Consider the following 13,235-nt stretch of genomic DNA (forward strand, 5'->3'; position numbering starts at 1 on the left):
TGTCTTGCGCGGAGTCTAGAGCGTGCCGCGGTCTTGTGCGGCGACGGGCGGGAAGCCGTCCGGCTTCCCGCCTCGTCACACCGCTCAGTCGGGCTGGGTCGCGTCGAAGCCGTCGCGGAAGATCACGTCGCCCGGATCTTCGAGGTTGCTCAGCTGGAACGTGGCCGGAGCGGCCACGCCGGCCACGCCGGCCTGCACCGTGTACGAGCCGGCGACGCCGTTGGCGGTGGCCGTGACGCTGGCCTTGCCGTCGGCGTCGGTGGTCGCGCTGGCCGCCGCGAGCACGGCGCTGGCGCCGCTGGCCGGAGCGGTGAAGGTCACCGTGGCACCGGCGACCGGCAGGCCGCCGGCGTCGGTCACGCGCACCACCAGCGGCGCGGCGAACGCCTGGCCGACGATCGCGCTCTGCGTATCGCCCGAGTCCACCGCGACCGCGGCGGCGACGTTCGCGGCGAAGCTCGCCGTGACCGTGCAGTCGGCGACGATCGCGCCGGTCGTGTAGACGTCGCCGGCGAGCGCGCCGGCCGGGCAGGTGCCGCCGACGACGTCGACGTGGTAGCCCGGATCGGCGGTCAGCGTGAAGCTCGTCGTGGCGCCGTCGGCCACCGTCTGCGCCACCGACGGATCGATCTGGCCGTGGCCGCCGGACACCGACGGCGTCACCGTCCAGGTCGTCGGCGCGGCGCCGGCGAAGGCCATGACGAAGCCGTCGTGGTCGGCGCTGCGGCGCGCGGTGGTCGCATCGGTCGCGTCCGGGCCGCCGGCGGGCACGTCGGAGTTGCCGCGCGCGATGCCCATCCACAGCAGGCGCGCCTGCAGGTCGGCGGTGACCAGGCCGTGGTCGAGGTCCTGCGCGTAGCCGTCGTAGGAGAACGAGTAGCGCTGGTCGTCGGCCACCGTGGTGCCGGCGTCGAACAGCGGCGGATCGACGATCGGCAGGCTCGCGTCCCACAGCAGGTTTTCCGACTCCACCGCGGTGCCGCGGATGATGCCGGTGACGTCGACGTAGCCGTCGGTGAACTCGAACGCGTTGTAGTCGCCGACGATGGCCAGCGGCACGCCGGCGGCCGCGCCGGGCACGGACGCCGAATCGCCGGTCTGCCAGGCCTGCGCGATGCGCGCGACCGACATCGCCTGCGCGAGACGCTTGGCGCGCACGTAGCCCTGCGTCTCCACGCTGCTCAGCGAGCGATTGTGGATGACCAGCACGGCGAAGCGCTCGCCGGCGAAGCTGGCGTCCAGCAGCAGCGGCGGACGATCGTTGAGCAGGCACGGCGGCGGATTGCTCGAGCTGCAGCCAGTGTCGGTGGTCTCGGTCTTGCGCAGCTGGGTCACCGCGTTGACGGTCACGTCGCTGCGCACCAGCACGCCGACGTCGATGCCGCCGACGTCGTTGCCTTCCTCCAGATACGCGTGATAGGTCAGGCTCGCGTCGTCGGCGTGGATCTGGTCGGCGAGCGCCTGCAGCGCGGCGAGGTTCTCGATCTCCTGCGTGCCGAGCACGGCCGGCGCGCCGAGCACTTCGCGCACCTGCCTGGACAGCTTCTTCAGGCGGACCTGGAACTGCTCGCTGGTCGGGCAGACGTCGGACGAACCCGGATCGGTGTCGGCGCAGGCGTCGATGCTGCCCGAGTCGTGCACGTCGTTGAACAGGCGCAGCATGTTCTGCGAGCCGATCGTCAGCGCGCCGGCCGGGGCCGCCGGCACCGCCACCGGATAGTCCGGGCCGTCGTCGGTGATCGCCAACTCGGTCGGCCACAGGATGCCGATGCCGAAGTCGAAGCCCATCACGCCGGTGGCGCTGAAGTGCATGCCGCCGCTGAAGGCCTGCGCGGTCATCAAGTGACTGGTGTCGATGCCGAACACGTACGGCACGGCGTCCCAGATCGGCGGGTCGTAGCCCGGCGGCGGCGACGGCGCCTGCGTGCCGTAGGGCAGGCCGGGACCGCGGAACGGGCGCGGCTGGCTGGCGACGTAGGCGAACGCTTCGCTGAGCGGCTGCGAGCTGGAGCGGAAGTTCGGCGCACTGATCGCGGCGTCCGCGACCGTCACGCGCATGCTCTGCAGGCAGCGCCAGTTGCGCACGGCGACGCTGTCGCCGGCGCCGAAGCTGCCGCCTTCGCAGCGCGGATGCTCCGGATCGGGCGACGGCGTGGTCGCGTCGAGCGTGATCGCCACCGGCAGCGTGCCGGTGCCGGTGACGGTGGTCGTCGCGCTCGTGACTTCGGTGAGGCCGTAGAACTCGGCCACCGTGCCGCTGACGTCGACGGTGTCGCCGACCGCGAGCGTGGCCGGCACTCCGCCGTAGACGAACACCGCGTCGGAGGTCAGCGGATTGCCGTCGCCGCCGTCCTGCACGAAGTAGCCGCCCGCGCCGATCGCGGTGACGGTGCCGGAGAACGAGGCCGGCTGACCGAGCATCGCCGGATGCGCGCCGTCACCCTGGATCGCGCCGATCGGCACGCGGCCGGTCGAGTTGGCGATCGTGGCGGTGCCCTCCGCCTCGGTGGTGGTGACGTCGCCGCCGCTGATGTTGTCGACACGCAGCTTGAAGGTCTTCGGCGCACCGGGCGTGTTGTTGGCGTTGACCTGCACGACGAACTGGAAGGTCGTGCCGCCGGCGGTGATCGTCGCACCGGTCTGCGCAGCGGCCACGTAGTCGACACCGGCCACGGCGGTGCCGTCGACGGTGGCGAGATCGAAGTGCACGTCGCTGTCCGCGGCGCGGCTGAGCGTGACGGTGAACTCCGCCGGCACGGTGCCGGCGGTCGGCGCGGTGACCGCGACGTCGCCGACCGACAGCGTGAGCGGACCGCCCGAGCCGTCGCAGAAGTGCAGCGGGCTGGAGCCGTTGCGCGGCACCGGGTTGGTGACGATGTCGAAGTCGGCGGCGTTGTCGTCGCTGTCGGTGCAGCCGTCGCCCTTGCGCACGGCGCCGATTTCCTTGCCCAGCGCCGCGGTCGCGGCCGCGCCCTCGAAGCAGTTCGCCGTGCCGTAGCCGACCTGGTCGACCACGCCGGCGCTCGGGCAGGCGCCGGACAGCGCCGTCGCCGAGTTCGCCAGCGCGATCTTGCCGTTGGACTGCGACAGGTTCAGCGGGCCGCCGGCGACGTCCGGCGTCAGCGGGAAATCGCCGCCGACGGTGCCGCCGCCTTCCTCGATCAGCAGGTACTGGCCCGGCGCGATCGACAGGCCGGCCGGCAGCACGTGCGGGAACCAGTTGCCGGTGCCGGTGGCCGAGGCGTACTGCAGCGACCAGCCGCCGATGTCGACCGCCTGCGCGGTCGGGTTGTACAGCTCGATGTAGTCCTTCTTGTACGCCGCCGGCAGGCTCGTCGCGCCGCCGCCGCCGTAGACCTGGCTGATCACCACGTGATCGGCGCCCGGCGTGGTGCCGCCGGTGTTGGTCAGCGCGAACGAGGCGGTCGACGCGGCGCCGGAGACGCTGGCGACCACGGCGTAGCTGCCGGCGGTAGCGTTCGCCGTCGCCGTCACGCTGGCGCGACCGTCCGCACCGGTGACCGCGGTGACGGAGGACAGCGCCGCGCTGGCGCCGCTGCCCGGGGCGGCGAAGCCGACGCTGACGCCGGCGATGCCGTTGCCGAACGAGTCGGTCACGCGCGCCACCAGCGGCGCCGCGAACGGCTGGTTCACCGCCGCGCTCTGCGGCGTGCCGTCGCTGGTCGCCACCGTGTTCGCCGGGAAGCCGATGTCGGCGACGACGCGTACGCTGGCCGCCTTCCGGAAGCGCGGCTCGGCGAGGTCCTTGGCGATGATGCCGTCGCCGTACCAGACGCTGTCGCCGTTATCGAGCAGGGCCTGCAGGATCGTGCCGGTGCCGAGCACGGACGGCAGTTCGACCAGCGACTCGAAGCTGCCGCCGGCGATGTCCTGCGCGGTCAGGTCGGTCGCCAGCGCCACCGGCGCGTCGGCGGCATGGCCGGTCCAGGCGTACAGGCGGAAGTCGTCCGGCGCCGCGCCGGTGTCGCCGGCCGCGCCGGCGGTGATGACGTACTGGCCGGCCTCGTTGCGGTCCAGGCTGCGGATGCCGCGGCCGCCGAGGTCGAGGAAGATCGGCGCGTCGAACACGGCCGAGCCCTGCGGCAGCGAGCCGGGGGCGGCGCCGGTGACCAGCGCGTCGAAGTCGCGCACCGGCACGATCAGCGCCTGCTGGCGCGCGGTGGTCGGCAGCTGCGGCGCGCGGAACGCGAGGTAGCCGGTGGTGCCGTCCGGCGCGATCGCCAGGCCCTCGACGTTGAAGCCGTCCTTCGCCTTCGAGTCGACGCCGTCGGCGCTGCTGTCGGCGAAGCCGAGGTAGTTCGCGCCGAGGCCGTGGCCGTTGCCCTGGTCCCAGGCGACCATGTCCTCGAGCAGCCAGTCGTAGCGACCGGCGTAGCTCAGCGTCGCCGACGCGCCGCTGCCGGTGACGTCGGTGGCGAACACGCGGTGGCGGTTCGGACGCACGTGGAAGCTCTTGGAGTTGCTGAACGAACCGGTCCAGAACACGCGGTCGCCGGCGCGCGCGGAACCTTCGATGTCCAGCTCCGGGTTCTCCAGGTCGGTCAGGTTCAGGCTAGAGCTGAAGTCGAAGCCGGCCAGCGGCAGTCCCGAGCGGTCGCGGCGGTACAGGCGCAGGACGTTGGTCTCGTCGTCGGCGACGAACATGTGCTGCGCGTCGACGGCGACCGTCGCCGAGGCGTCGCTGGCGCCGGTCAGGAACACCGTGTCGGCCGGCGACGGCGCCGCGGCGGAGGCGGCGTAGCGGATCGTGTAGGTGCCGGTGCGCTGGCTCGCATCGGTCGCGCTGACGGTGATGGTGGCGTAGCCGACGCCGTGCGGAACGATCTTCAGCAGGCGCTGCGCGCCGCTGCCGGAGAGCTGCAAGCCGGCGGCGTCGACCACCGCCGCGTTGCTGCTCGCCGCCGCGATCGTCAGCGCGTTCGCGTCGCCGCCGGGGGCGGCGAAGGCGAAGGCGATGCCGTCGACGGCGGCCGGATCGGTCGGGTCGTCGATGACGCCGCTGGCGGCGCCTTCGGTGGCGGCGGCCAGGTCGAGGAACGGCGAGGTGGCCGTCGCGTCGACCGCCACCTGCGGCGTGGCCGGATCGACGAAGCACGGGTCGAAGGCGACGATCGCGTGCGCACTGTGGCCCGGGCTGGCGACGTCGCCGCCGCTGGAAGCCTGCGCGTTTTCGGCGTTGCCGGCGGCCGACAGGGTCCAGCCGGTGATCTGGTTCTGGCCGAGCGCGGCCGCGGACGGCCATGCGCTGACGTTCTGCGTGCGCGGTCCGCCGACGCCGGCGACGTTGTCGCCGAAGGTCAGGCGGTCGATCTGGCCTTGGCTCGCGTCGTAGAGATTGATCTCGTCGCCGCGGCTGAGGTTGACGGTGTTGCCGCCGATGACCTTGACGCCGCTGCACAGGCCCCAGGCCGTGCGGAAGTCGGCCGCCGGGGTCTCCGTCAGGATCACCGACTCGCCGGCCTGGACCACGCCGTAGGCGCCGAGCGGTACCGCACCGGGTGCGCGCGCGCTGTCGCTGAAGCTCCAGCCGGCGAGGTCGACCGGCTGGTCGCCGACGTTGGTGAATTCGACGAATTCGCCGTTGGCGCCCTGGTACATGAACTCGGTGATGCGCAGGCGGCCGCCGATGCTGGTGACGCAGCTGTGCACCGGGCTGGCACCGTTGCGCGGCACCGGGTTGCCGACGACGTCGAAGTCGGCCGCGTTGTTGTCGGTGTCGGCGCAGCCGGCTTCCTTGCGCACCGCGCCGCTTTCCTTGGTCAGCACCGGCGTCGCCGCGCCGCCTTCGGAGCAGTTCGCGCTGCCGTAGCCGACGCGGTCGACCACGCCGGCCGTCGGGCAGGCGCCCGACAGCGCGGCAGTCGCGCTGACCAGGGAGACCTTGCCGGTGGTGGCGCTGAGGTTCAGCGGTCCGCCGGTGACGTCGGGCGTGGGCAGGTCGGCGCCGGCGGTGCCGCCGCCTTCCTCGATCAGCAGGTACTGGCCGGGGCCGATCGACAGCGAGGCCGGCAGCGTGTGCACGGACCAGTTGCCGGTGCCGGTGGCCGAGCCGTACTGCAGCGACCAGCCGGCCAGGCTCACCGCGGACGTGGTCGGATTGAACAGCTCGACGTAGTCGCGCTTGTAGGTGACCGGCGCACCGCTGCCGCCGCCGCCGTAGACCTGGCTGATCACCACGTGATCGGCCGCCGCCGCGGCGAAGGCCGGCCACAGGCCGAGCGAAAGCAGACAGGCTCCGGCCCGGGCGATCCGGGCGAAACGATGGACCTTCATGAAGTGCTCTCCAGATGACGACGCACGGACCCGCAGCGTGCGGCCCCGAATTCAATCAAAAAGCGTAGGGGGCGCCCATGACTTCGGCGTGACAGCCATCACACTGCCGATGTCCGGCGCCGCCGGCTCAGAGGCGGCGCCGGGTGCCCGGACGCGGGGCGGACGATAGTCCAGATCGCGCCTGATGGCGACGCGCTCGGCGCAGCCGCAGCCTTCGCCGGGACCGCCTACAGCGCCGCCAGATTGGCGTAGGCCAGCACCAGGCGCTTGCGCCCGGCGTCGGCGAAGTTGACCTCGACCAGCGTGTGCGCGCCGGCGCCCTCGTAGCTGAGCACGATGCCCTCGCCGAAGCTCGCGTGCCGCACGCGCTGGCCGAGCTTGAACGGCGCGGCGGTGTCCGGGACGGCGGCGGAGACGACGCGGCCGGCGAAGGCCGGGCGGCTGACCTGCACGCGCGGCCGCACCTCGTGCAGCAGTTCGGCCGGGATCTCGTTGAGGAAACGCGACGGCCGCGCGTACGACTCCACCCCGTGCAGGCGGCGCGACTCGGCGTAGCTCAGCACCAGGCGATCGCGCGCGCGCGTGATGCCGACGTAGGCCAGACGCCGTTCTTCTTCGAGGCGGCCGGGCTCCTCGGTCGACTTCTGGCTCGGGAACAGGCCGTCCTCGAGGCCGACCAGGAACACCAGCGGAAACTCCAGGCCCTTGGCCGAGTGCAGGGTCATCAGCTGCACGCAGTCCTGCCAGGCCTCGCCCTGCCCCTCGCCGGCCTCGAGCGCGGCGTGGGCGAGGAACGCGGCCAGTTCCGACAGGCCCGCCTCGACGTCCTCCGGCGTGCGCCGGAAGCGCGCCGCGACGTTGACCAGTTCGTCGAGGTTTTCCACGCGCGATTCGGCGCTGCCACGGCTGTCCTTCTCGTAGAAGTCGCGCAGGCCCGAATGCGCCAGGGCGCGCTCGATCTGTTCGGAGAGAGGTCGGGAATCGGAAACGTCCGCTTCCGCGATTGCCGATTCTCCATTCCCGGTTCCCGGCTCATCGAGACATTCGCGCGCCAGGGCTTCGATCAGCTCCAGGAAGCCGCGCAGCGCGTTCTTCGCGCGCGCGGCCAGCGCCCCCGCGCCCAGTTCCGCCAGCGCCGCCTCCCACAGCGAGGACGAATCGCGCCGCGCGCGCTGACGCAAGCCGTCGAGCGTGCGTTCGCCGATGCCGCGCGGCGGCGTGTTGACCGCGCGCTCGAAGGCCGCGTCGTCGTGGCGGTTGGCGACCAGGCGCAGGTACGCCAGCGCGTCCTTGATCTCGGCCCGGTCGAAGTAGCGCAGGCCGCCGTACACGCGGTAGGCGACGTCGTGCTGGATCAGCTGTTCTTCGAAGTTGCGCGACTGCGCGTTGGAGCGGTACAGGATCGCCACGTCGGACGCGCGCGCGCCTTCGCGCAGGTGTTCGCGGATGCGCTCGACGACGTAGCGCGCCTCGTCCTGCTCGTTGTAGGCCGCGTACAGCTCGATCGCGGCGCCGGCCTCGCCGGACGTCCACAGCTGCTTGCCCAGGCGGTCCGGGTTGTGCGCGATGACCGCGTTGGCGGCGGCGAGGATGTTGCCGGTGGAACGGTAGTTCTGCTCCAGGCGGATCGTCTTGGCGCTGGGGAAGTCGCGCAGGAAGTGCTGCACGTTCTCCACGCGCGCGCCGCGCCAGCCGTAGATCGCCTGGTCGTCGTCGCCGACCACGAACACGTGCCCGGTGCTGCCGGCGAGCACGCGGATCCACGCGTACTGCAAGGTGTTGGTGTCCTGGAACTCGTCGATCAGCAGATGCCGGAAGCGCTCGCGGTAGTGCGCCAGCAGCGCGTCGTTGTGCAGCCACAGCTCGTGCGCGCGCAGCAGCAGCTCGGCGAAATCGACCAGGCCCGAGCGCTGGCAGGCGGCTTCGTAGGCGCGGTAGATGTCGATCAGCACGTGGCTGTCGGAGCGGTAGCCCGCTTCCAGCGCGTCCGGCCGCTTGCCCTCGTCCTTGGCCGAGTTGATGAACCAGGTCGCCTGCCGCGGCGGAAAGCGCGCCTCGTCCAGCCCCATGCCCTGGATGGTGCGCTTGACCAGGCGCTGCTGGTCGTCGGCGTCGAGGATCTGGAACGTCTCGGGCAGCCGCGCCTCGCGGAAGTGCCGGCGCAGCAGGCGGTGCGCGATGCCGTGGAAGGTGCCGATGGTGAGGCCGCGCGCGCCGCCGGCGATCAGGTTCTCGGCGCGGCCGCGCATCTCGCCGGCGGCCTTGTTGGTGAAGGTGACCGCGAGCACCGACCACGGCGGGACGCGCTCGACCTCCAGCAGCCAGCCGATGCGGTGCGTCAGCACGCGCGTCTTGCCCGAGCCCGCGCCGGCGAGCACGAGGTAGTGTCCGGCCGGCGCGGCCACGGCTTCGCGTTGCGCCGGATTGAGTCCGTCGACGAGGTGGGAAACATCCATCGCGTCATTGTAGCGGGCGGGTGCGCGATTCCGTCCGTCTTCGCACGCATCGCTCGCCGCGTGCGACATCCGCGCCTCGCTTTGCGCCTGTGGGATCGAACCCCACGGAGACTTCGCGATGCCCTTCCGCACGATTGCACGTTTCGCCACGCGCGCCGGCCGGCTGCTGCTGGGACTGGCCTGCCTGATCCCGGCCGCCGCGCAGGCCGGGCCGACGCTCGATTCCTTCGATCCGCGCGCCAACGATTCGGTCTACGCGCTCGCCGCGCAGGCCGACGGCAGGCTGCTGGTCGGCGGACAGTTCACCCAGGCCGGCGGACAGGCGCGCGCGCGCATCGCGCGCTTCCGGCCGGACGGAAACCTCGATGCCGGCTTCGATCCGGGCGCGGACGGCATCGTCAGCGCGCTGCTGGTGCAGCCCGACGCGAAGATCGTGCTCGCCGGCTGGTTCGCGCAGGTGCACGGCCAGCCGCGCGCGCGCATCGCGCGCGTCAACGCCGACGGCAGCCTCGACGCAGCGTTCTCGCCGGTGGTCAGCCGCAGCAGCTCCGCCGCGGTCTTCGCCGTCGCGCGCCAGGCCGACGGCAAGCTGCTGATCGGCGGACAGTTCGACGCGGTGAACGGACAACCGCGCAGCAACCTCGCGCGCCTGCACGCCGACGGCCGCCTCGACGAGGATTTCGCCGTGACCCTCGACGGCTACGTCAAGGCGGTCGCCGTGCAGGCGGACGGCCGCATCCTCGTCGGCGGAATCTTCACGCGCGTCGGCGGCGCGCTCGAGGGCCATCTGATCCGGCTGGAGGCCGACGGCCGCCTCGACGGCGGCTTCGGCGCGCCGTTCTACAACCCGGGCGAAGCCGTCAACGCGCTGGCGCTGCAGCCGGACGGGCGCATCCTGGTCGGCGGCTCGTTCGGCAGCCCGGCGCTGAGCCTGGTGCGCCTCGACGCCGACGGCTCGGTCGATGATTCGTTCCAGCCGCACGTCAGCCAGACCGCCGGCGTCGCCGCGCTCGCGCGGCAGGCCGACGGCAAGGTGCTGTTCTGCGGCTCGTTCGGCAGCGTCGGCGGCCAGCCGCGCAAGAACCTGGCCCGGGTGAACGCGGACGGCAGCCTCGACGCGACGTTCCTGCCGCCGGCCGCCACCCATCCGCAGTACACGCCGGGCTTCAACGCCGTGCTCGCGCAGCCGGGCGGGATCAGCCTGGTCGGCGGCGTGTTCACCGCGCTGGACGGCGCGCCGCGCGGCTTCGCCGCACGCCTGCGCGACGACGCGATCTATGCCGACGGCTTCGACTGATCCGCCGGCTCAGACCGGCGGCGGATTGCGCTCGGCGAAGCCGCGCTGGTGCCAGTAGGGATACGCGAGCGTCTTCGCGCTGGCCGCGTCCAGCCGCGCGACCTGGTCCGCCGTCAGGTTCCAGCCGATCGCGCCGAGGTTCTGTTTCAGCTGCTCCTCGTTGCGCGCGCCGACCACCACGGTGGCGACGGTCGGCCGCTGCAGCAGCCAGTTCAGCGCGATCTGCGGAATGCTCCTGCCGGTCTGCGCGGCGATCTCGTCGAGCGCGTCGACGACGCGGTAGAGGTATTCGTCCTCCACCGGCGGGCCGTAGTCGGCGGTCGTGTGCAGGCGGCTGGTCGACGGCAGCGGCTGGCCGCGGCGCAGCTTGCCGGTGAGGCGGCCCCAGCCGAGCGGGCTCCACACGACCGCGCCGACGCCCTGGTCGAGACCGAGCGGCATCAGTTCCCACTCGTAGTCGCGGCCGATCAGGGAATAGTAGGTCTGGTTGGCGACGTAGCGCGGATAGCCGTAGCGATCCGCGGCGGCCAGCGACTTCATCAGGTGCCAGCCGGAGAAGTTGGACACGCCGGTGTAGCGGATCTTGCCGGCGCGCACGAGCGTGTCGAGCGTGGACAGCGTCTCCTCGACCGGCGTCTTCGCGTCGAAGCCGTGCAGCTGGAACAGGTCGATGTAATCGGTGCCGAGACGGCGCAGCTGCTCGTCAACGCTGCGCAGCAGATGGAAGCGCGAGGAGCCGACGGCGTTGGGCTCGTCGTCGAAGCGGAAGGTGGCCTTGGTCGAGATCAGCACCTTGTCGCGGCGGCCCTTGATCGCCTCGCCGAGGATCGACTCGGAAGCGCCGCGCGAATAGATGTCGGCGGTGTCGAACATCGTGACGCCGGCGTCCAGGCACAGGTCGACCAGCCGGCGCGCCTCGGCGACGTCGGTCGCACCCCAGGCCGAGAAGAGTTCGCCCTTGCCGCCGAAGGTGCCGGTGCCGAAGCTCAGCACCGGCACGTTGAGGCCGGAGGCACCCAGTTGACGGTATTCCATCGTCGCGTTCCTCGAGAAGTTCGGGAAGCCTGACTGGGGCGGCCGCGGCGCCGATTCAAGCCTCGCGCCGGCGCGAACGGCGGCGCGAGGATGAAGAAGCGTTCACGTCTCAGTGCGCTTCGGCACTCTTGCCGCGCGCGCCGGTGCCGTTCATCAGGCGATCGGTCCAGGCGATGCCGATCGCCGACAGGATGAAGACGCAGTGGATGATCGTCTGCCACAGCACGCCGGTCGGCGTGAGCCGGTTGCAGTGCGGCGAGACGGTGGTGACGTCCTTGATCGCGGCCATCTGCTCCGGCGTGCAGAACGGCAGGCCTTCCAGCGTGCCGGCGGCGATGAAGGTCTTCAGCAGGTGGATCGAGCTGATGCCGATGATCGCCATCGCCAGCTTGACCTTCAGCACCGAGGCGTTGACGTGGCTGAGCCACTCGGGCTGGTCCGGATGGCCTTCCAGGCGCAGGCGCGAGACGAAGGTCTCGTAGCCGCCGACGATGACCATGACCAGCAGGTTCGAGATCATGACGACGTCGATCAGGCCGAGCACGATCAGCATGATCTCCTGCTCGCCGAGGCTGGCGGCGCCGTGGATCAGGTGCCACAGCTCCTTGACGAACAGCACCACGTACACGCCCTGCGCGATGATCAGGCCGAGGTAGAGCGGCAGCTGCAGCCAGCGTGAGGAGAAGATCAGCGCCGGCAGCGGCGACATCGGGGACGGGGTTCGCGACATGCGGATTGCGCCATGGAAATCGGGGAATGCGCGATTCTAAACGGCGCGCGTGCAGCGCGCATGACCGCGTGTTCAGTCGAAGCCGTCGGCGAACACCCGGTCGGTCACCGCGGACGTGCCGGCCAGTTCGGCCAGCACCGCGGCGTTGGTCTTCAGGATCGCGCCGCCCATCGCCTGCGCGTGCGGGCCGATGTGGTCCGGGGTGTCGCCGCTGTCGTGGTAGTACGGATAGGCGTCGTAGTCCGACTCGATGCCGAGCGCGGCCTGCTTGCCGGCGTCCAGGTACGGCACGTGGTCGGAGCCGAACGGATTGAGGCTGAGCACGACGTCCAGTTCCGGCGCATAGGTGGCCGCGGCCGCGCCGAAGCGGTTCAGATAGGTCTGCGAGTAGCTCTCGTAGTCGGCGTTGAGCCGGGAGTTGGCGCTGTAGCCGATCATGTCCATCACGATCACCGCCTTGACCTTGTCGAGATCGCCGGCGGCCTGCAGGGCGTCGACGTGCGCCTGGCTGCCGTACAGCCCCTGCTCCTCGCCGGCGTAGCACATGAACACGATCGTGCGCTGCGGCTGCGACGGCAGCAGCGCGCGCGCCATCTCGATCACGCCGGCGCAGCCGCTGGCGTTGTCCTCGGCGCCGGGCGTGTCGTTCACCGAACTGAAGGACTGGTTGCGCGAATCGTAGTGCGCGCCGACGACGATCCACTCGTCCGGGAACGCGGCGCCGGTCCAGCGGCCGATCACGTTCTGGCGCGTGATCGAGCCGCCATCCGCGTCGGGCATCTGGAAATCCGGCGTCTCGACCTCCAGGCCGAGGTCGGCGAACTGCTGGCCGATCCAGTCGCGCGCGGCGAACAGCCCGGTGGTGCCGAAGCTGGAGCGGTCCCAGGAAGCCAGCTCGGTCAGGTCGGCGAACCAGCGCTGCGTATCGAGGCGGTCGACGACCTCCTGCACGGCCGGATCCGGCGGCTCGCCGGCCGGTGCATCCAGGCGGTACTGCCGCGCGATCACTTCGTTCGGTCGGACCGCGCGCCACTGTTCGTGCGCATCGGCCCTGTGCGGCAGCGCTTCGCCTGCGGCGAGACGGCGCAGCTGCCAGCGGCCGCCGCGCGCGAGCAGCTCGCCCGGCGGGTCCGCCTGTTCGTTGCAGCCGACCGCACGCAGCGCCAGCTCGTCCAGGCGCAGGTCCGACAGTTCGCCGAGCACGGGCGTGGAGCGCGGCAGCGACGATTCGGCGGTCATCTCGCCCGCGAGCAGCAGGCGGTCGCCGAGTTCGAGCCACCAGTGCACGCCGCGACCGCGCTTGAGCGCGTCGACTTCGGCGGCGTCGGCGGTGTGGATGTCGACCAGCACGGCGCGCTCGGCGGACGGCGCGGCGGACACGGAAAGGGCGAACAGCAGCGGAAGCACAGGGGGCACGGCGAAC

6 protein-coding genes are annotated in these 13,235 nt (G+C 71.6%); 1 reads left to right on the top strand and 5 read right to left on the bottom strand.

Going from position 1 to position 13,235, the window contains the following annotated elements; genetic code table 11:
* Positions 1-84: 84 nt before the first annotated feature.
* Positions 85-6,294 (bottom strand): DUF3616 domain-containing protein, encoded by a 6,210-nt coding sequence (locus ACFO6Q_RS01520; protein ID WP_380018715.1) that lies wholly within the window; start codon positions 6,292-6,294, stop codon positions 85-87.
* Between the two features lie 227 nt (positions 6,295-6,521).
* Positions 6,522-8,750 (bottom strand): DNA helicase II, encoded by a 2,229-nt coding sequence (uvrD, locus tag ACFO6Q_RS01525; protein ID WP_380018716.1) that lies wholly within the window; start codon positions 8,748-8,750, stop codon positions 6,522-6,524.
* 118 nt (positions 8,751-8,868) lie between these two features.
* On the opposite strand from uvrD, the gene ACFO6Q_RS01530 reads away from it, so the two are divergent.
* Positions 8,869-10,047: a delta-60 repeat domain-containing protein gene (locus ACFO6Q_RS01530; RefSeq protein WP_380018717.1), complete on the top strand. Its 1,179-nt coding sequence runs from the start codon at positions 8,869-8,871 to the stop codon at positions 10,045-10,047.
* A 9-nt stretch (positions 10,048-10,056) separates the two neighbouring features.
* Here the strand turns inward: ACFO6Q_RS01530 and ACFO6Q_RS01535 are convergent, their stop codons facing one another.
* From ACFO6Q_RS01535 to ACFO6Q_RS01545, 3 genes are all read right to left on the bottom strand, one after another.
* Positions 10,057-11,082 carry an aldo/keto reductase gene (locus tag ACFO6Q_RS01535; protein ID WP_380018718.1) on the bottom strand — a complete coding sequence of 342 codons (1,026 nt, stop codon included), beginning with the start codon at positions 11,080-11,082 and terminating at the stop codon, positions 10,057-10,059.
* A gap of 109 nt (positions 11,083-11,191) precedes the next feature.
* A complete protein-coding gene (locus ACFO6Q_RS01540; protein WP_380018719.1) occupies positions 11,192-11,812 on the bottom strand; it encodes a TIGR00645 family protein in 621 nt (206 codons plus the stop codon).
* A gap of 72 nt (positions 11,813-11,884) precedes the next feature.
* Positions 11,885-13,228 carry a M28 family metallopeptidase gene (locus ACFO6Q_RS01545; protein ID WP_380018720.1) on the bottom strand — a complete coding sequence of 448 codons (1,344 nt, stop codon included), beginning with the start codon at positions 13,226-13,228 and terminating at the stop codon, positions 11,885-11,887.
* Positions 13,229-13,235 lie beyond the last annotated feature (7 nt).

It is taken from the genome of Dokdonella ginsengisoli (assembly GCF_042652785.1).
GTDB lineage: Bacteria > Pseudomonadota > Gammaproteobacteria > Xanthomonadales > Rhodanobacteraceae > Dokdonella_A > Dokdonella_A ginsengisoli.